Below are 18,256 nucleotides of genomic sequence, written 5' to 3'. Positions count from 1 at the left end.
GGTCAGTCCTCCAGCACGGGGCGCAGGTCCCACAGGGTGCGCCAGGTAGCGGCGCCCTGTTCGGCGCGGCGCCGCACGACGGCGTCCCAGTAGCCGCGCAGGCGGGCGGCGTCGGCGGGCTCGTCCTTGCGGACGACGCCGAGCAGGTGCCCGGGGAGCAGGCCGAGGACGTCGCGTTCCGAGGGGAAGTAGGCGGCGGCCAGCGCCAGGGAACCGGCGACGGACACCGCCTCGGCCGTGCTCATGACGGTGCTGGGCCGCTCGACCTCCCAGCCCTCGGCGGAGCGGCCCTCGCGCAGGTCGCGGAAGGCCGTGACCAGCGCTTCGAGGACGGCGTCGTCCACATGGTACGGGGCGCCTGACCGCGCCACGGCCGCGCGGGACTGGCGGCGTACGAGCCGCGTCTCGGCGTCGGGGTCGGCGATCGGGCCGATGGTCTCGAAGTTGAAGCGGCGCTTGAGGGCGGCGGACATCTCGGAGACGCCCTTGTCGCGGAGGTTGGCCGTGGCGATCAGGGTGAAGCCGCCCGCGGCGTGGAGCTGGGCGTGGTCGCTCCCCGCCAGCTCGGGGACGGCGACGCGCCGTTCGGACAGCAGCGACACCAGGGCGTCCTGCACCTCGGGCAGGCAGCGGGTGATCTCCTCGACGCGGGCGACGGCGCCCGTCGTCATCGCCGTGAGGACGGGGGACGGCACGAGCGCTTCGCGCGTGGGGCCCTGGGCGAGCAGCAGGGCGTAGTTCCAGCCGTACTTGAGCTGGTCCTCGGTGGTGCCCGCGGTGCCCTGGACGGTGAGCCCGCTGGTGCCGCAGACGGCGGCGGCGAGCAGTTCGGACAGCATCGACTTCGCGGTGCCGGGCTCGCCGACGAGCAGCAGGCCCCGTTCGCCCGCCAGGGTGATGACGCAGCGTTCGACCAGGGCGCGGTCCCCGACGAACTTGGCGCTGATCTCGGCGCGCGCCGCCGTGCCCGCGGGGGCGTCCGCCGGGTCGGGCAGGGAGAGCGTACGGCCGTCGCTGCCCATCACGAACGTGACGACGGCGCGGGGCGTGAGCCGCCAGCCGGGCGGGCGGGGGCCCGTGTCGTACGCGGCGAGGAAGGCGAGTTCGTCGGCGTAGCGCTCCTCTGGCGGGGTGATCTGACGGGCCGCGGCGGTCGCGGCCGGGTGAGGGGCGGTGGTCATCGGCGGGCCTTCCTGGTGGCGCGGGTGACGAGTTCTTCGTAGGCGGGGGCGTCGCCGTCGCCCACGCGCTGCCAGGCGCGGTGGAACAGCTCGGCGACGGGGATGTGCGGGACGGCGCGCGCCGTCGCGGGCAGGGGGTAGAGACCGCCCTTCCACGTCTCCACCGGCAGGGCGGGGGCCTTGAGGTCGGCCCAGCCGCCGGGGAGGAAGAGGCGGCGTCCGGCGCGGGAGCGCTGCGCCGTCACGACGAGCGGCGTCTCGGCCAGTTCGGCGGCGGCGCGCTTGGCGCGCGCGGGGCGCCAGCCCGTCCAGCGGGCACGGTTGCGGTCCGTGGGGTCGGGCAGGGCGAGCAGTTGCAGGTAGAGGACGGCGGCGTCGTCGCCGAGTCCGTGCGCGGCGGCGACCTCGGCGACGAGGCCGGGCACGCTGCGGGCGGGGTCCTGGGCGTACCCCTCCCCGGCGGCGTCCGTGCCCGCGCGCACGGCGCGCGACAGGTCGTCGCCCAGCAGCGCCCGCAGGGCGATGAGATGGCTGCGGCAGCGCGGGCCGACGATGCCCTCGATCAGCCCGAGCGCGGGGTCGTCGGGGCCCTTCACTCCGGCCGGGCGCAGCCAGGTCGCCTCCGTGGAGCCGTACCAGGGGAAGGCGACGAAGGCGTCGCCGATGCGCACCATCCCGTCGGTGCCCGCGCCGCCGTCCTCGGGAAGGCCGTGGATCTCGCGGAGCTGCTTCGCCGTGGGACCGCCCTTCTCGGTCCACTCGATGTCGATGTCCATGACGAGCCCGGGGTCCGCGAGCCGGTTGCGCAGCGCGTCGAGGGCGCCGGGCAGGGCGGCCCGTACGGGGTGGGTGTCGGGCAGGGCGTAGGCGAGTGCCGCGAGCGAGCCGACGGCGACGGGCACGATGCCGTACGCGGGGAGCGCCGAGGGGTCGTCGGGCGTGGGACGGCTGTGCGTGTTCAGCGTCTGACGGGTGGTGCGGCTGAGCCACCGGGTGAGGGTCGGGTTGAGGACGGCCGCGGCCGTGGCGTTGAGCCGCATCTCCAGCGCGACGTCCTCGGGCACGAGGTGCCGGTCGCCGAGGCGGGTGCGCCAGACGCGGGCCGCGGCGTCCGTGTCCGCGCCGGTCCGCCACAGGTCCTCGGCCCGTTCGGGCAGCAGGGCGGCCACGACCTCCCCGGGTGCCTCGGCGGGGAGCGCCTGGAGGAGCTGCGCCGCCACGCCGGTGACGCCCGCCTTGGTGCCGAGGACCGCGAGCAGGGGCGCCGGGGTCTCGGCGGGCAGGGCGGCGAGGAGCAGCGCCGCCTGGGCCGGGCCGAGGCCGGTGGCCCCGGCGAGCCGCGTCGCGGCCTCGGGGTCCCACGGCGCGGGGCCGTTGCGCCGGATCAGCCGCACGATCTCGCCGAGCCACTCCCCGGACGGCCTGGCGGGCAGGATCTGCTCCGCGCCGACCGTGAAGTGGGCCACGGCGCCGAAGGCGGCGGCGGGGTCGTGGTCGAGCGCGAACCAGGTCGTCCTGTTCTGTGCCCGGTTCACGGTGCGCGTGCCGAGGACGACGACGGTGCGCTCGCCGTGGCGCAGGACCTGGCCGCCGCGTGTGTGGGTGGTGCCTGGGGTGGTCAGCTCGACGACGCGGAGCGGGCTGTCGCCGCTGAGCGGGCCGTCCGCGAACGCGGTCAACAGCAGCAGGAGGGCTTCGCGCTCCTCGTCCGGGAGCGTGGCGGTGGTGGCGCGGTAGGCGAGCGCGGGGAGGTGGGCGAGCGTCCCGGGCCAGTCGTGGCTCCCGGCCGGTGCCGTGGCGGCGTCGGTGGTCCAGCCGCCGGGCAGCGTCTCGGCGAGCAGGCGCGCGGGCAACGGCTTCCCGGTGGTCGGCTTGCCCGCCAGGATGTGCGAGGTGGCCAGGATCTGCTGGATGACGGACCAGGAGCCACTGGTCCAGTACCCGCCCGGTGTGGACAGCCCGGCGAGGGCGGCGTGGAGCGTCGCGTTGGTGCCGTGCGGCGGCTCGTGGTCCTCGAACATCGACGCGACCCTGGTGCCGGGGCCGTCGGGCGCCGGGCTGACGAGCCGCTTCACCGAGGCGTCCAGCCGTTCGGCGAAGGCGGCGATCCCCGCGAGGCCCTTGCGCAGCGCGGGGTCGCTCACCCCGGCGAGCACGGAGGTGACGGCGGAGTCCAGCGCGACGGCGCGTGCGGCGGCGCTCTCCTCGGCGGGGCGTTCACGCCCGGCCTCGGCGGCTTCGCGCAGCAGACGGTCCTGCTCGTCGCCCGCGGCGGAGACGGCCGACACCAGCCGCCGGGCCGTCTCGTCCGTCATGGCGCGCAGGACGCCGGAACCGGCCTCGTCCCTGGGCAGCAGGGCGTGCCAGAAGGTCAGCGGGGGCACCAGCGGCGTCCCGGCGGCGAACTGGCCGCCCTTCTTGGCCGGTTCGAATGTGGCCGTGATGTCGCGCGAGAGGTCGGCGCCGTCGGGCGCCAGACCGGCGGTCGCTCCCGCGAGGAGCACGGGGGACGCGTCGCCCGGCAGGCCCAGGCGGCCGACGGGCAGGACGCGGGGGTGCTGGGAGCGGCCGGTGGGCGCGCCGCCGACGGTGGCGGTGCGGCCGTCAACGCTCCCTGCGGTCAGGGTCGGGGCGTCCTCGTCCCTGCGTACCCAGGCGCCGAGGAGGCGGCCGTCCGTGCCGAGCGGCGTGTGCTCGTACCCCGGCGCCAACGGCATCAGTGAGCAGAGGTCGGGGTGGAGGCTGCCGCCTTCGGCGATGCCCTGGGCGAAGAACGCGGGCAGGGACGCGCGGCCGCCTTCGCCGGTGGCCGGGTCGAACTCGTGCCAGGTGGCGGGTGCGCCGTCGTGGTGCTCCAGCCGCCAGAAGCCCGTGCCGTCACCGGCGACCCGGCGCTGCGCCCCCATCGCGGTGTCGCCCGCGCGGAACGGACGGCCGCCGGTGGTGCGCCCGCCGTCCGGGAGGGGCAGGGAGACGTCCGAGCCGCTGTTCCGTGCGTTCCCGGCGGTCAGTTCGAAGATCTCGGTGGGGCGCGCCGACCAGTAGGCGCGCTGGGCGCCGTCGTGCCACCAGGTGACGAGCAGTTCGCCGTCGGTCCAGTGGAAGGACGGCTGTTCCCAGCTCAGCTGGTCAGGGATGCGGACGTCGTGCTCCAACAGGATGCGGTCGGGGCCGACCACGACGGCCTTGAGGACGTTGCCGACCACGAGGGCGGGCCACGCCTCGCAGACGACCAGGCTCTTGGCTCCCCTGCCGAAGTCGGCCTCGGGGAAGAGGCGCAGGGCCTCTTCCAGGGCGGGCCAGCCCAGTTCGTCCACGATGCCGGTCCGCAGCGTGGCGGTGACGAGGGGGGCGAGGTCGTGGGCGGCCAGCGCGGCGGTGACGTCGGGCGCGACGTCGGCGGCCACCGGCGCGAACGGCAGCAGGGTGTCGATGGCCTTGCGGGCGGACGGCAGCCCGCGGGCCGCGAGGAAGGTCTCCGCCGCGGCGCCGAGCCAGTCCCGCAGGAGCTCACGGAGCACGGGGTGCGCGGCCACGATCTTCTGCCGATCGCTGCGGTGGTCGCGGCCCGTCTGACCGACCGCCTCCCGCAGCAGGGACACGAATCGGCTGTCGGCGACGACGGCGGTGAGGTCGCGCCGTTCGTCGGCCGGGGCGTCGAACCATCCGTCGAGCGACAGGTTCAGGTCCTGCGGCGGGTCGGCGACCGGTATGCCCTCCGTGAGGCAGACGTCGAGGAGTTCGAGGTCCACACCGGCGCCCCATCGGCGGCCGTTGCACACGACGACGCGGCGGCCGTCGGCGCGGAGCCGGGGCGCCATGCGGCGGACGAGGGCGTAGGTGCGCGCGGAGCGGCGCGGGGAGCGCCACCCGGAGCTGAGGTGCTTGGCCCAGCGGCCGAGCCAGTCCGCCGGGCTGTCGGCGGGGTCGTCGGCCGCGGCGGTGCCGGAGGCCGGGGCGTCGCCGGTGAGCAGGGCGTCGGCGCCGGTGGCGGCGAGGAGGGCGAGCCAGACGTCGTCGCCCAGTTCCTCGCCCGAGGCCAGGCCGGACGGCGTGATGGTGAGGAACCGGGCGCGGATCTCCGGCTGTTCGGCCGCGAGGGCGGCGAGGTGGTCGTGGTAGCCGGTCCAGAAGGTGCGCGGGGCCCAGTCGATGGCGGGGGACGCGAGCAGTTCGCCGAGCAGGGCGCGTTCCTCCGCCGCGACGTCGAGGCCCGTCGCGCGCAGCAGCTTGCGGACGTCCCCCGGCAGCGAGGAGTAGGGCGGCAGCCCGGCGGCGCAGCGCTCGACGGTGAGGCGGCGGAACTGCTCCCACGCCTCGGTGGGGTCGAGGCGCTGCACGAGGTCCCGCACGTGCTCCTTGAGCGCGCTGACGGTGAGGGCGCCCGCGTAGGCGAACTCCAGGAAGACGGCGCGGTGCCGCTCCTCGTCCACCTCCAGGCCGTGCATGCGCTCGGCGGCGCGCGCCTTGCCGAAGAACGTCGCGGCGTAGCGGGTGTTGTCGTGGCCGAGGAAGACGCGCGCGGCCTGTTCGTAGAACGTCGGCAGGAAGTGCGGCGCGGACCTGCCGAGTTGGTCGCCCAGCGCCTCGAAGGCGTCCTTGGCGGCCCCGGCGCGGGCGGCGGCCATGCGGGACAGACGCTCGATGTCCTGGACGAGGGCGAGGGCGTGGTGGCCGTTGGCCGGGTCGTTGACGAGGGCCCAGGCGGGGAAGCCGAGCGTCTCGCGCCTGACCCGGCCGACGAGGGGGGTGTCGGGGTCGCGGGCGAGCCCGAGGTAGCCGAGCGCCAGGTCCTCGGCCTCGCCGAGGGTCTCCGCGACGAGGCGGACCACGGCGCGCTCCTCCAGCGCGGGGTGACGGTAGGTGCGGGCGGTGAGGGCGTCCGCGTTGCCCGTGCCGCCCGCGGCGCCGTCCGTGGCGTCCGGCGTGTCCGGGGGGAGGATCGCTCCGGCGTCGAGGGAAGGGGTGGTGCTCATCGTGCGTCCTCCGTGGTCTCCGTGTCCCGGCCGGCGTACAGGGCGGCGGCCATCCGCATGCCTTCCGACCAGGCGACCGGCCCGGTCTCGGCGGGGCGTACGCGGGTGCCGTCCGTGGTGTTCCAGGTCAGCGCGCCGGTCTCGGTCTCGGACCAGCCGTCGAAGTCGCCCAGCCAGACGCGGGCCTCCAGGGTGCGGCCGTCCTCGTGGACGGCGCAGACGGCCTGGCCGCCGCGCACCCGGTAGCCGAGCGAGACGGCGCGGCCGGTGAGGAACCGCAGCTGTGCGTACCGGCCGCCCGCGTAGGTGGTGACGGCCGTGGCGTCCGGGCTGGTCTCCTCGCGGTGCCACACCTCACGGTGGAGCTGACCGATGCCCTGGCGCAGGTCCAGCTCGGTGGCGAACTCCCGCAGCTCCTCCAGGTCGTCGAGGAGGACGGGGTGCGGGATGTGGAGGACGGACGCCGTGGTGCGCACCGTGTCGCCGTCGAGGTCCACGAGGCCGACGCCGCGCTCCGCGTCGGCGCCGCGCAGGAACCCGGCGACGCTCCCCGACGGGTCGGTGACGACCAGGTCGCGCAGCGCCGCCTGCCAGGCCGGGTCGGGCCAGACGCGGACCAGCACGTCGGTGGGGACCGGCAGGGAGCGGATCATCCAGCGCTCCACGGTCGCGACGCACTCGCGCTCGTGGCGCGCGAGCCACTCGGTCAGCTGGCGGAGCTGGACGACGGCCGGGTCGTCGGCGAGCTTGCCCGGCACGGACTTCAAGCGGCGTCCCGCCTTGTTGCGGCAGATGACCCTGCCCCCGTCATCGAGGGCGACGTCGTAGTCGCCCGCGCTGATCCACCCCATCAGTGACTCCTGGTGATCGCGTTTCCTTACGATGATCGAGACTGTAGGAGCACCCACTGACAATCAGCACCACGGACCATCAGGGGGCCGTGCGAAGGAGAGCGTGTGAACGGCGGAACCGGGGATCTGACGGGGCGTCCGGTGCGATGGGGCGTCATCGCGACGGGAGGGATCGCGGCGAAGTTCGCGCGTGATCTGGCGGACGAACCGGACGCCGAGGTGGTGGCCGTGGCCTCGCGGACCAGGGAGAAGGCCGCCGCCTTCGCCGCCGAGCACGACATTCCGGCGGCGTACGGCAGCTGGGCGGAACTGGCCGCCGACCCGGCCGTGGACGTGGCGTACGTGGCCACGCCGCACAGCGCCCACCACGACGCGGCGCGGCTGTGCCTCGACGCGGGCAGGCCGGTGCTGTGCGAGAAGCCGTTCACCCTCGACGCGGCGCAGGCCGAGTCGCTGGTCACCGTGGCGCGGGACCGCGGCGTCTTCCTGATGGAAGCGATGTGGATGTACTGCAACCCGGCCGTCCGGCGGATGACCGAGCTGGTGCGCGAGGGCGCCATCGGCGAGGTACGCGCGGTCCACGCGGACTTCGGTGTGGACCTGCCGCCCGACCCGTCGCACCGGCTGCTCGATCCGTCGCTCGGCGGCGGGGCGCTGCTCGACCTCGGCGTGTACCCGGTCGCGTTCGCGCAGCTCCTGCTCGGCGAGCCCTCTGAGATCACCGCCTGGGCGCGGCTGCGCGGCGGCGTGGACACCCACACGGGGGTGCTGCTCGGCTACCCGTCGGGGCCCATGGCCGCGCTGACGTGCTCGCTGATCGCGGACACTGCGCGGACGGCCGTCGTGACGGGGTCCGCGGGGCGCATCACCTTCTCCCGCGGGTTCTTCCACCCCCGGCATTTCACGCTGCACCGGGAGGGCCGCGACCCGGAGGAGTTCACCGGGACGGGCCCGGCCGACTCGTTCGTCCACGAGGCGGCCGAGGTGGCACGCTGCCTGCGGGCGGGCGAGACGGAGTCGCCGCTGGTGCCGCTCGACGGCTCGCTGGCCGTGATGCGGACCCTGGACGCCGTCCGCGACCGGATCGGCCTGCGCTACCCCGTGGAGTGACACAGGCCGCCCGGGTCGGCTCAGGCGCCGGGGATGACCGCCAAGGGGCGCGCGGCGACCCACTCACGCTGTCGGGCCAGGCCGTTCCTCACCTCGCCGAGCTGCACGGCGACGGCGGAGGGTGCCGTGCCGCCCCGCGCGGAGCGTGCCGCCAGGGATCCCTGGACGGTGAGCACCGTGCGGACCTCGGGCGTCAGGTGCGGGGAGATCTTGGCGAACTGCTCGTCCGTCAGCTCGTCCAGCTCGATGCCCTCGGCCTCGCAGCTCTTGACGCACTCGCCGGCGATCTCGTGCGCGTCGCGGAAGGGCACCCCCTGCTTGACCAGCCATTCGGCGATGTCGGTGGCGAGGGAGAAGCCCGCGGGGGCCAGCGCTTCGAGCCGGTCGGTGTTGACCGTGAGGGTGGCCAGCATGCCGGTGAACGCGGGCAGCAGGACCTCCAGTTGGTCGCAGGAGTCGAAGACCGGCTCCTTGTCCTCCTGGAGGTCGCGGTTGTAGGCGAGCGGCAGGGCCTTCAGGGTGGCGAGGAGGCCGGTCAGGTTGCCGATCAGCCGCCCCGACTTGCCGCGCGCCAGCTCGGCGATGTCCGGGTTCTTCTTCTGCGGCATGATCGAACTGCCGGTGGAGAACGCGTCGTGCAACGTCACGAAGGAGAATTCCTTCGTGTTCCAGACGATGATCTCCTCGGCGATGCGGGAGATGTCCACGCCGATCATGGCGGTGATGAACGCGAACTCGGCGACGAAGTCACGGGATGCCGTGCCGTCGATCGAGTTGGCCACCGAGCCGCCCTCGAAGCCCAGGTCGGCGGCGACGGCCTCCGGGTCGAGACCGAGCGACGAGCCCGCCAGGGCGCCGGAGCCGTAGGGCGAGACCGCGGTGCGCGCGTCCCACTGCTGGAGCCGTTCGGCGTCCCGGGAGAGTGCCTGGACGTGCGCCAGGACATGGTGGGCGAACAGCACCGGCTGGGCGTGCTGGAAGTGGGTGCGCCCGGGCATGGCGAGGCCGGGGTGGGCGTCGGCCAGCGCGATCAGCGCCTCCTGCACGTCGGCGACGAGACCGGCGAGGATCCGCGCGTGGTCGCGCAGGTACATGCGGAAGAGCGTCGCGACCTGGTCGTTGCGCGACCGTCCGGCGCGGAGTTTGCCCCCGAGGCCCGGGCCGAGCCGCTCCAGCAGGCCGCGCTCCAGCGCGGTGTGGACGTCCTCGTCGGCGACGGTGCCGGTGAACGACCCGTCCGCCACGTCGGCGGCGAGCCGGTCGAGGCCCGCCAGCATGGCCGCCAGCTCGTCGGCGCTCAGCAGCCCGGCGCCGTGCAGGACACGCGCGTGGGCGCGTGATCCGGCGATGTCGTAGGGCGCGAGGCGCCAGTCGAAGTGGACGGACGCGCTCAGTGCCTCAAGCGCGGCGGCTGGTCCGTCGGCGAACCTGCCGCCCCAGAGACGTACGTCGGAACCGCTCATCGGGTCTGCTCCCGCTTGGCCGCGATCTTGCCGGAGAGGCCGAAGATCTCGATGAAACCCTTGGAAAGGGACTGGTCGGAGGTGTCGCCGGTGTCGTAGGTGGCGAGACCGAAATCATAGAGGGACGGGTCGGAGCGACGGCCGGTGGCGACGGCGCGCCCCCCGTGCGGGGTCGTCGTGAGGTCACCGCCCACGTTCTGGGTCGCCTCGGCGAAGGCGAGGGCACTGTCACGCGTCACGGCGGCACGCGTACGACGCGGTCGGTCACGGGCTGTCTCCTCGGCATCCATGCACTGTCGCGAATAAGTATGCAGGAGTCCGCATGATTCGTCAATCCGGACCGGTGTGCGGGCATAATCGCCTCATGGGGAAGACCTACGAGGGCATATCCGGCAGGCTCCGCAGCTTCATCGAGGCACAGCGCATCTTCTTCACGGCCACCGCACCGCTGGACGGCGGCGGCACGGTCAACCTGTCGCCCAAGGGCCTGACGGGCTCGCTCGCCGTCCTGGACGACCTGACGCTCGCGTACCTCGACTTCGCGGGCAGCAACGCCGAGACCATCGCCCATCTCCGCGAGAACGGGCGGATCACCCTCATGTGGTGCGCCTTCGAGGGACCGCCCACCATCGTCCGCGTGCACGGCACCGGCGAACCGGTGTTCCGCGACGACCCCCGCTGGGCCGACCTGCTCAAGCACTTCTCCGGCATCGACCCGGCCGACCACGGCCTGCGCGCCATCATCGTGGTCACCGCCGAACTGATCCGCGACTCCTGCGGCTTCGCCGTCCCCTTCATGACGTACGAGACCGACCGTCCCCTGCACGCCTCGCGCTTCTCCCGGGAGACGGACGAGACCCTGGACGCGTACTTCCAGGGCAAGGACCACATCGCCACCAGCCTCGACGGTCTCCCCGCCCTGCCGCTCCCCCTGCCTCCGACGCCCCCGGGCTGATCGGCCCGCGGCCCGCCGCGCGCGCCGCGGACCGGTGGACGTGCCGCTGGTTATGGTGACTCAGGTCCGCGCAGCCGTCGGTGGAGAGGAACCTTCGCATGCCTGGTGAGGTCGCGTTCGTCGAGCTGGGCGTGGCGGACGTCACGCTGGCCCGTACGTTCTACGCGGGGCTCTTCGGGTGGAGCTTCGCGCCCGGCCCCGCGCAGGACGGCGTGATGATCTCGGGGCTCGGGGTGCCCGGCGGGCTCCACGGCGGGGACCAGGGCGCGCGGCCGGTCGTCTTCTTCCTCGTCGAGAACATGGACGCGGCGCTGACGAAGGTGCAGACGCTCGGCGGCTCCGTGGACAGCACGGCGCTCGACGGCGATCCCGGCACGCAGGCACGGTTCGGCCGCTTCGTCCTGTGCCGGGACGACCAGGGGTCACGCTTCGGCCTGCACCAGCCGCCGATCTGACGGACAAGCTCACCCGTACGGGTGATTTTCAGCCGTACGATGCGCCGTGTTCGCGTACGCGCCGCGGGAAGGGACGCGCTGGTCAGGGGCTCGGCCGGGCCGGGCAGGCGTGTGACGGAGGCGCGAGGGGCGTGAGAAGGGTCGCGGGATGCGCCGTTCCGGCGCACCGGCGGAGCGGCCAAGCTGTCGCCTGGGCCGCGAACACCCGGTCCAGAAGCGGAGGGCGCACGTCATGACCACAGCACCGGACGCCGGGGTAGGGCAGGCAGCCCAGTCGGCGCTGCGGCGCAGTCGCACGCTGGTGGACCCGGCACTGCGGGACTGGGTGGAGCAGCTGCCTGATCCCCTCGCCCGCGTCGCGTCGTACCACTTCGGCTGGACCGACGGGGCGGGTCTGCCCTCCGAGGGCTCCGCGGGCAAGGCGCTGCGGCCCGCACTGGTCGTCACCAGCGCGGAGGCGGTCGGAGGCCGGGCGGAGGACGCCGTCGGCCCGGCCGTCGCGGTCGAGCTGGTGCACAACTTCTCGCTGCTGCACGACGACATCCTCGACGGGGACACCACGCGGCGGCACCGGGCGACGGCCTGGACGGTCTTCGGCTCCCCCGCCGCGCTGCTCGCCGGTGACGCCCTGCTGGTGCACGCGGGACGCGTGCTGTGCGACGAGGTGGCGGAGCCGCGGACGGTGACCGGGTTGCGCTGGCTCATGGAGGCGACGACCCAGCTGATCGAGGGTGAGCAGGCGGACATCGGCTTCGAGGAGCGGGAGCGGGTGTCGCTCGCCGAGTGCCTGGCCATGACGGAGCGGAAGACGGCGTCGCTGCTGGGCTGTTCCTGCGCGCTGGGCGCGCTGTGGGGCGGCGGGAGCGAGCGGCAGGTGGAGGCGCTGCGGCGCTTCGGCACCCATCTGGGCATGGCCTTCCAGCTCGCCGACGACCTGCTGGGGATCTGGGGCGACCCCGCGGTGACGGGGAAACCGGCCGGTGCCGACCTCGCGGTCCGCAAGAAGTCGCTGCCGGTCGTCGCCGCGCTCGACTCGGACACGGCGGCAGGGCGGCGCCTCGCGGAGCTGTACGCCAAGCCGCCGCGGGAGCGGAACAGCGCGCCCGACCCGGTCGAGGTGACGGCGCTCGCCGCCCTGGTGGACGAGGCGGGCGGGCGGACCTGGGCCGAGGAGTCCGCGGACGAGGAGTTGCGGCTCGCGCTGGAGAGTCTGGCGTCGGCCGCGCCGGTGGAGCCCGCGGCCGGGACGCTGGCGGCGCTGGCACGGCTGGCGGCCAGGCGCGACCACTGACGCCGGTGCCGGACGGACGGGGCAGGCCGTCCGTCCGGCGCCGCCGGGGTCGGGTGACGGGCGTCAGTGGGCGTTCCTGCCGGGTGGGTCGTGCTCGTCCGTCAGGTCCTTGTCCTTCTGCGCCAGCCGCAGCAGATGGTCGGCCAGGGACTGGCCGCCCACCGGGTCGCGGCTGATGAGGAGCACCGTGTCGTCGCCCGCGATCGTGCCCAGGATCTCGTGCACCTCGGCCTGGTCGATGGCCGAGGCGAGGAACTGGGCGGCGCCCGGCGGGGTGCGCAGGACGACGAGGTTGGCGGACGCCTCGGCGGAGATGAGGAGTTCACCGGCGAGGCGGGCCATCCGTTCCTCCTTGGCCGACTCGCCGAGCGGCGCGCGGGGGGTGCGGAACCCGCCCTCGCTCGGCACGGCGTAGATCAGCTCACCCTCGGAGCTGCGGATCTTGACGGCACCGAGTTCGTCCAGGTCGCGGCTGAGGGTCGCCTGGGTCACGCTGAGTCCGTCGTCCAGGAGCAGCTTGGCCAGCTGGCTCTGTGACCGGACCGGCAGCCGGTTCAGGATGTCCACGATCCTGCGGTGCCGGGCCGCGCGGGTCTGCGGTACCGCCGGGCGTGTGGGCTCCCCCGTCGGCTGCCGTGCGTCGCTCATGCTCCCCCTTCGGGTCATCTGCCGTCCGCCGCGCGGGCCGCGGCGTCCGCCCGGTCGAGGATGCCGGGCAGGGCCCTGAGGAGCGCGTCCACCTCGGCGTCGCCGATGATCAGCGGCGGGGCGAGCCGGACGGCGTCGGGCACCGCCGCGTTCACGAGGAAGCCCGCGTCCTGCGCGGTCTGCTGCACGCGGGCCGAGACGGGCTCGGTGAGCACGATACCCAGCAGCAGGCCCTCTCCCCTGACGCTGTCCACGAGGGGGTGGCCGAGATTCCAGATTCCCTCGCGCAGCCGCTCGCCGGTCTGCTTGACGCGTGCCAGCAGCCCTTCCGACTCGATGGTGTCGATGACGGCGAGCGCCGCGGCGCAGGACACGGGGTTGCCGCCGAACGTCGAGCCGTGCCCGCCGGGGCCGATCAGGTCGGCGGCCTCGCCGAACGCGAGGACGGCTCCGATCGGCATCCCCGCGGCCAGGCCCTTGGCGAGGGTGATGACGTCGGGCTCGACGCCTTCGGCCTGGCAGGCGAACCAGTGCCCGGTACGCCCGATGCCGGTCTGGACCTCGTCGAGGACGAGCAGCGTGCCGGTGGCCCGGGTGATCTCGCGGGCGGCGGTCAGGTAGCCCTCCGGCGGGACGACGGCGCCGTTCTCGCCCTGGACCGGTTCGAGGACGACCAGGGCCGTGTCCTCGGTGACGGCGGCACGCAGCGCGTCGGTGTCGCCGTACGGGACGTGGGTGACGGGGCCGGGCAGCGGGTGGAAGCCCTGCTGCTTCGCGGGCTGGCCGGTGAGGGCGAGCGCGCCCATGGTGCGGCCGTGGAAGCCGCCCTCGGCGGCGACCATGTGCGTGCGGCCGGTGAGGCGGCCGAGCTTGAAGGCCGCTTCGAGCGCCTCGGTGCCCGAGTTGCAGAAGTACGCGCGCCCGGGACGGCCGGCGAGGGCGAGCAGCCGCTCCGCCAGGGCGACGGGGGGCTCGGCGATGAAGAGGTTGGAGACGTGGCCCAGCGTGCCGACCTGTTCGGTCACGGCGCGGACGACGGCGGGGTGGGCGGTGCCCAGGGAGTTGACCGCGATACCGGCGAGGAAGTCGATGTACTCGGTGCCGTTGGCGTCCCACAGCCTGGCGCCCTCGCCGCGGACGAGGGGGACGCGCGGGGTGCCGTAGTTGTTCATCAGCGCGCCCCGCCAGCGCGCGGTCAGCAACTCGTTGCTCATGACGGCTTCCCTTCGGTCGTCGCGTTCGGCGCGGCGGTCCCTGTGTCGTCGGGCACGACCATCGTCCCGACCCCCTCGTCGGTGAAGATCTCCAGCAGGATGGCGTGGGGCACCCGGCCGTCGATGACGCGGGCGGTGCGCACGCCGTGCCGTACGGCGTGCAGGCAGCCCTCCATCTTCGGCACCATGCCGCTGGACAGGTCGGGCAGCAGTGTCTCCAGCTCGCTCACGGTCAGGCGGCTGATCACCTCGTCGCTCGCGGGCCAGTCGGCGTACAGCCCCTCGACGTCGGTGAGGACCATCAGCGTCTCTGCGCCGAGCCCCGCGGCGATGGCGGCGGCGGCGGTGTCGGCGTTGATGTTGTAGACGTGGTCGTCGTCCTGGCTCCGGGCGATGGAGGAGATCACCGGGATGCGGCCGTCCGCCAGGAGCGCCTCGACGGCTCCGGTGTCCATGGCGGTGATGTCCCCGACACGCCCGAGGTCCACGCGTTCGCCGTCGATGTCGGCGTAGCGCTTGGTGGCCGTCATCAGGTGGGCGTCCTCACCGGTCATGCCGACGGCGAAGGGGCCGTGCTGGTTGAGCAGTCCGACCAGTTCGCGCTGGACCTGACCGGCGAGCACCATACGGACGACGTCCATGGCCTCGGGTGAGGTGACGCGCAGTCCGGCCTTGAACTCGGAGACGAGGCCGACCCGGTCGAGCTGTGCGTTGATCTGGGGGCCGCCGCCGTGGACGACGACGGGGCGCAGTCCGGCGTGGCGCAGGAAGACGACGTCCTGTGCGAAGGCGGCCTTCAGCTCCTCGTCCACCATGGCGTTGCCGCCGAATTTGATGACGACCGTCCGGCCGTGGTGGCGGGTGAGCCAGGGCAGTGCCTCGATGAGGATGCGGGCCTTGGGCAGCGCGGTGTGTTTGCGGGTGGAACCGGCAGCGGTCATGAGGAGTGGGCGCCGTTCTCGTGGACGTAGTCGGCGGTCAGGTCGTTGGTCAGGATCTCCGCGGAGGCGTCGCCCGCGCCGAGGTCGGCGGTGATGCGGACCTCGCGGAAGCGCATGTCCACGGGGCCGGGGTCGTCGGTGGCGTGGCCGTCGCGGCAGAGCCAGACGCCGTTGAAGGCGACCGCCAGCCGGTGGGGCTCGAACGCGGCCGACGTGGTGCCGATGGCCGCCATGACGCGGCCCCAGGCGGGATCCTCGCCGTGGACGGCGCACTTGAGCAGGTTGCTGCGGGCGACGGCCCGGCCGACCTGGACGGCGTCGTCCTCGGTGGCGGCGCCGGTGACCTCGACGCGGATGTCCTTGGACGCCCCTTCGGCGTCCTGGACGAGCTGGCGGGCGAGGTCGGCGCAGACGGCGCGCACCGCCTCGGCGAACGTCTTCTCGTCGGGCGTGATCCCGGAGGCGCCCGACGCCAGCAAGAGGGCGGTGTCGTTGGTGGACATGCAGCCGTCGGAGTCGATGCGGTCGAAGGTCGTACGGGTGGCGGCACGCAGGGCGCGGTCGAGGGCTGCGGCGTCGAGGGCGGCGTCGGTGGTGAGGACCACGAGCAGGGTGGCGAGGGAGGGGGCGAGCATGCCCGCGCCCTTGGCCATGCCGCCGACCGTCCAGCCGTCGCCGTCCGCGGTGGCCGTCTTGTGGGTGGTGTCGGTGGTCTTGATGGCGATGGCGGCCTTCTCCCCGCCGTGCGGGGAGCGGGCGGCGGCGGCGCTGTCGATGCCGGGCAGGAGCCGGTCCATGGGCAGGCGGGTGCCGATGGGGCCGGTGGAGGCGACGGCGACCTCGGCCGCGTTGAGGCCGAGGGCGACGGCGGCCCGCTCGGCGGTGGCGTGGGTGTCCTGGAAGCCGAGCGGGCCGGTGCAGGCGTTGGCCCCGCCCGAGTTGAGGACGACGGCGGTCACCTGGCCCGCGGCGAGCACCTGCTCGGTCCACAGGACCGGGGCGGCCTTGACGCGGTTGGCGGTGACGACCCCCGCCGCCGCCGCGCTCGGCCCCTCGTTCACGACGAGGGCCAGGTCGGGGACGCCGTCCGGCTTGATCCCGGCGGTGACGCCCGCGGCCGTGAAGCCCCGCGCGGCGGTGACGCTCACGGGGCGACCCCGGTGAGCGGCAGGCCCAGGTCCTCCGGCAGCCCGAGGGCGACGTTCATGCTCTGGAGGGCGCCGCCCGCGGTGCCCTTGGTGAGGTTGTCGATCGCGCTGATCGCGATGACGCGGCCCGCGGTCTCGTCGTACGCCACTTGGAGCAGCGCGGCGTTGGAGCCGACGACGGCGGCCGTGGTCGGCCAGCGTCCCTCGGGCAGCAGCCGGACGAAGGGCTCGTCGGCCAGCGCCTTGGCGTACGCCTCGCGCAGGGCGGCGTCCGTCAGACCTGGCTTCGCCTTGGCGCTGCAGGTGGCGAGGATGCCGCGTGGCATGGGTGCCAGGGTGGGCGTGAACGAGACGGTGACGCGCTCCCCGGCGACGGCGGAGAGGTTCTGGATCATCTCCGGCGTGTGCCGGTGCAGTCCGCCGACGCCGTACGGGCTCATCGACCCCATGACCTCGCTGCCGAGGAGGTGGGGCTTGGCGGCACGTCCGGCGCCGGACGTGCCGGACGCGGCGACGACGACGGCCTCGGGCTCGACGAGACCGGCGGCGTACGCGGGGAAGAGCGCGAGGCTGACGGCGGTCGGGTAGCAGCCGGGGACGGCGATGCGCCGTGTGCCGCGCAGGCGCTCGCGCGCGCCGGGCAGTTCGGGGAGCCCGTACGGCCACGTACCGGCGTGCGGGGAGCCGTAGAAGCGTTCCCAGTCGGCGGGGTCCGTGAGGCGGAAGTCGGCGCCGCAGTCCACCACCAGGACGCTGTCTCCCACCTGCTCCGCCACCGCGGCGGACTGGCCGTGGGGCAGGGCGAGGAAGACGACGTCGTGCCCGGCAAGGGTCTCGGCCGACGTGGACTCCAGGACCCGGTCGGCCAGGGGCAGCAGATGGGGCTGGCTCACGCCGAGCGGCTGCCCGGCGCTGGCGTTCGCCGTGAGCGCGCCGATCTCGATCTCCGGATGCTGGAGCAGCAGACGCAGGATCTCGCCTCCCGCGTAGCCACTCGCTCCCGCCACCGCAGCACGCACGGTCATCGCCTCCTCGTCACCGATGGCATGACTATACGCAACTCGACAGTTTTATGCAATCAGCCGAACGGAGGACCCCTCGCCTGGACGCGTGGCCGGGCCGTCCCGTTCCCCACTCCACATGTCAGAACCGGCCGGGCCGTCTCGTCCCAAGGCGCGAAGGCGGTTCGGAGAAGAACTCGCCTCGACGACCTCGACGACAAGGAGCCTGTCATGAGCGGGAGAACCGCGCACCGGAGGGTCGCGCTGGTCACCGGCGCGAACAAGGGCATCGGCCGCGGGATCGCCGAGCAACTCGCCGCGCTGGACATGACGGTCCTGGTCGGCGCCAGGGACCCGCGGCGCGGCGAGGAGGCCGCGGCGGCGCTGCGCGTGGCGGGCGGCGACGCATACGCGGTCACCTTGGACGTCACCGACCAGGCAACCGTCCGTGAGGCCGCGCGGCAGGTCGAGGAGCGCTTCGGCCACCTCGACGTACTGGTCAACAACGCCGGTGTCACCGGCTCAGGACAGATCTCGCCGCAGGACGCCCACGACCAGATACCCAGCTCCGTCAACCTCGACATGGTCCGGGAGGTTTTCGAGACCAATGTCTTCGGCGTGATCGCGGTGACGAACGCCATGGTGCCGCTGTTGCGGCGGTCACCGGCGCCGCGCGTCGTCAACGTCAGCAGTCACGCCGCGTCGCTCACCCTCGCCAGTGATCCGGACGGACCCTTCGCCGCGCTGTTGCCGTCCGCTGCGTACTCGCCGTCCAAGAGCGCCCTCAACGCGCTGACCGTGCAGTACGCCGATGAACTGCGCAAGGACGGTGTTCTCGTCAACGCCGCCGCCCCCGGGTACGTCGCCACGGACAGCAACAACCACACCGGTTTCCTCACGGTCGCGCGGGGCGCGGCGGTCGTGGTACGCCTGGCCACCCTCGGGGCGGACGGACCGACCGCCGGCTTCTTCGGCGAGGAGGGCCCGGTGCCCTGGTGACGGCGGTCCCAGGGCAGCGTCGT

14 protein-coding genes and 1 pseudogene are annotated in these 18,256 nt (G+C 73.9%); 5 read left to right on the top strand and 10 right to left on the bottom strand.

The window, feature by feature from the left end; translation table 11 throughout:
- Positions 1-2: 2 nt before the first annotated feature.
- The 3 genes from IF27_RS18470 to IF27_RS18460 are packed head-to-tail and all read right to left on the bottom strand — an operon-like array spanning position 3 to position 7,008.
- Positions 3-1,181 (bottom strand): ATP-binding protein, encoded by a 1,179-nt coding sequence (locus tag IF27_RS18470; protein ID WP_052850763.1) that lies wholly within the window; start codon positions 1,179-1,181, stop codon positions 3-5.
- Positions 1,178-6,157 carry a hypothetical protein gene (locus tag IF27_RS31170; protein WP_052850762.1) on the bottom strand — a complete coding sequence of 1,660 codons (4,980 nt, stop codon included), beginning with the start codon at positions 6,155-6,157 and terminating at the stop codon, positions 1,178-1,180. The genes IF27_RS18470 and IF27_RS31170 overlap by 4 nt, the downstream gene beginning before the upstream one ends.
- Positions 6,154-7,008 (bottom strand): DUF4132 domain-containing protein, encoded by an 855-nt coding sequence (locus IF27_RS18460; RefSeq protein WP_052850761.1) that lies wholly within the window; start codon positions 7,006-7,008, stop codon positions 6,154-6,156. The genes IF27_RS31170 and IF27_RS18460 overlap by 4 nt, the downstream gene beginning before the upstream one ends.
- A gap of 105 nt (positions 7,009-7,113) precedes the next feature.
- Between IF27_RS18460 and IF27_RS18455 the strand changes: the two genes are divergently transcribed.
- The gene (locus IF27_RS18455) at positions 7,114-8,118 is read left to right on the top strand and encodes a Gfo/Idh/MocA family protein (protein ID WP_223291103.1); all 1,005 of its coding nucleotides are present in this window, start codon (positions 7,114-7,116) and stop codon (positions 8,116-8,118) included.
- Between the two features lie 20 nt (positions 8,119-8,138).
- Here IF27_RS18455 and argH read toward each other — a convergent pair whose 3' ends face one another.
- Complete coding sequence (argH, locus tag IF27_RS18450; RefSeq protein WP_052850760.1) at positions 8,139-9,581, bottom strand: argininosuccinate lyase; 1,443 nt, start codon at positions 9,579-9,581, stop codon at positions 8,139-8,141.
- Positions 9,578-9,790 (bottom strand): annotated as a pseudogene (locus IF27_RS18445) (argininosuccinate synthase); the annotation flags it as partial. The pseudogene IF27_RS18445 and the gene argH, both read right to left, overlap by 4 nt.
- A gap of 155 nt (positions 9,791-9,945) precedes the next feature.
- On the opposite strand from IF27_RS18445, the gene IF27_RS18440 reads away from it, so the two are divergent.
- The 3 genes from IF27_RS18440 to IF27_RS18430 all read left to right on the top strand — a co-directional run bounded on the left by IF27_RS18440 (position 9,946) and on the right by IF27_RS18430 (position 12,282).
- Complete coding sequence (locus IF27_RS18440; protein ID WP_052850758.1) at positions 9,946-10,536, top strand: pyridoxamine 5'-phosphate oxidase family protein; 591 nt, start codon at positions 9,946-9,948, stop codon at positions 10,534-10,536.
- 98 nt (positions 10,537-10,634) lie between these two features.
- Positions 10,635-10,991 carry a VOC family protein gene (locus IF27_RS18435; RefSeq protein ID WP_052850757.1) on the top strand — a complete coding sequence of 119 codons (357 nt, stop codon included), beginning with the start codon at positions 10,635-10,637 and terminating at the stop codon, positions 10,989-10,991.
- 232 nt (positions 10,992-11,223) lie between these two features.
- The gene (locus IF27_RS18430; RefSeq protein WP_052850756.1) at positions 11,224-12,282 is read left to right on the top strand and encodes a polyprenyl synthetase family protein; all 1,059 of its coding nucleotides are present in this window, start codon (positions 11,224-11,226) and stop codon (positions 12,280-12,282) included.
- A 63-nt stretch (positions 12,283-12,345) separates the two neighbouring features.
- Here IF27_RS18430 and IF27_RS18425 read toward each other — a convergent pair whose 3' ends face one another.
- From IF27_RS18425 to argC, 5 genes are read right to left on the bottom strand one after another with little or no spacing between them, the layout of a single operon-like run.
- Positions 12,346-12,930: an arginine repressor gene (locus tag IF27_RS18425; RefSeq protein ID WP_110946028.1), complete on the bottom strand. Its 585-nt coding sequence runs from the start codon at positions 12,928-12,930 to the stop codon at positions 12,346-12,348.
- Between the two features lie 14 nt (positions 12,931-12,944).
- Positions 12,945-14,144, bottom strand: coding sequence for an acetylornithine transaminase (locus IF27_RS18420; RefSeq protein ID WP_052850754.1), 1,200 nt, complete (start codon positions 14,142-14,144; stop codon positions 12,945-12,947).
- The gene (argB, locus tag IF27_RS18415; protein ID WP_052850753.1) at positions 14,141-15,085 is read right to left on the bottom strand and encodes an acetylglutamate kinase; all 945 of its coding nucleotides are present in this window, start codon (positions 15,083-15,085) and stop codon (positions 14,141-14,143) included. Before argB ends, IF27_RS18420 begins: the two co-directional genes overlap by 4 nt.
- Entirely contained in the window at positions 15,082-16,233 is a 1,152-nt protein-coding gene (gene argJ, locus IF27_RS18410) for a bifunctional glutamate N-acetyltransferase/amino-acid acetyltransferase ArgJ (protein ID WP_052850752.1), read from the bottom strand. The genes argB and argJ overlap by 4 nt, the downstream gene beginning before the upstream one ends.
- Positions 16,230-17,258 carry an N-acetyl-gamma-glutamyl-phosphate reductase gene (gene argC, locus IF27_RS18405; protein ID WP_052850751.1) on the bottom strand — a complete coding sequence of 343 codons (1,029 nt, stop codon included), beginning with the start codon at positions 17,256-17,258 and terminating at the stop codon, positions 16,230-16,232. Before argC ends, argJ begins: the two co-directional genes overlap by 4 nt.
- Before the next feature lie 207 nt (positions 17,259-17,465).
- On the opposite strand from argC, the gene IF27_RS18400 reads away from it, so the two are divergent.
- Positions 17,466-18,233, top strand: a complete 768-nt coding sequence (locus tag IF27_RS18400; RefSeq protein ID WP_052850750.1) for an SDR family oxidoreductase — start codon at positions 17,466-17,468, stop codon at positions 18,231-18,233.
- Positions 18,234-18,256 lie beyond the last annotated feature (23 nt).

This window comes from Streptomyces avicenniae, assembly GCF_000719135.1.
GTDB lineage: Bacteria > Actinomycetota > Actinomycetes > Streptomycetales > Streptomycetaceae > Streptomyces > Streptomyces avicenniae.
The sequence above is the reverse complement of the archived record's forward strand: the minus strand, read 5'-3'. Positions and strand labels throughout refer to the sequence as shown.

Bases quoted from the DNA above. Each gene is read 5' to 3' on its own strand.
- IF27_RS18470 (WP_052850763.1), bottom strand. From the start codon at position 1,181: ATGACCACCGCCCCTCACCCGGCCGCGACCGCCGCGGCCCGTCAGATC.
- IF27_RS31170 (WP_052850762.1), bottom strand. From the start codon at position 6,157: ATGAGCACCACCCCTTCCCTCGACGCCGGAGCGATCCTCCCCCCGGAC.
- IF27_RS18460 (WP_052850761.1), bottom strand. From the start codon at position 7,008: ATGGGGTGGATCAGCGCGGGCGACTACGACGTCGCCCTCGATGACGGG.
- argH (WP_052850760.1), bottom strand. From the start codon at position 9,581: ATGAGCGGTTCCGACGTACGTCTCTGGGGCGGCAGGTTCGCCGACGGA.
- IF27_RS18440 (WP_052850758.1), top strand. From the start codon at position 9,946: ATGGGGAAGACCTACGAGGGCATATCCGGCAGGCTCCGCAGCTTCATC.
- IF27_RS18435 (WP_052850757.1), top strand. From the start codon at position 10,635: ATGCCTGGTGAGGTCGCGTTCGTCGAGCTGGGCGTGGCGGACGTCACG.
- IF27_RS18430 (WP_052850756.1), top strand. From the start codon at position 11,224: ATGACCACAGCACCGGACGCCGGGGTAGGGCAGGCAGCCCAGTCGGCG.
- IF27_RS18425 (WP_110946028.1), bottom strand. From the start codon at position 12,930: ATGAGCGACGCACGGCAGCCGACGGGGGAGCCCACACGCCCGGCGGTA.
- IF27_RS18420 (WP_052850754.1), bottom strand. From the start codon at position 14,144: ATGAGCAACGAGTTGCTGACCGCGCGCTGGCGGGGCGCGCTGATGAAC.
- argB (WP_052850753.1), bottom strand. From the start codon at position 15,085: ATGACCGCTGCCGGTTCCACCCGCAAACACACCGCGCTGCCCAAGGCC.
- argC (WP_052850751.1), bottom strand. From the start codon at position 17,258: ATGACCGTGCGTGCTGCGGTGGCGGGAGCGAGTGGCTACGCGGGAGGC.
- IF27_RS18400 (WP_052850750.1), top strand. From the start codon at position 17,466: ATGAGCGGGAGAACCGCGCACCGGAGGGTCGCGCTGGTCACCGGCGCG.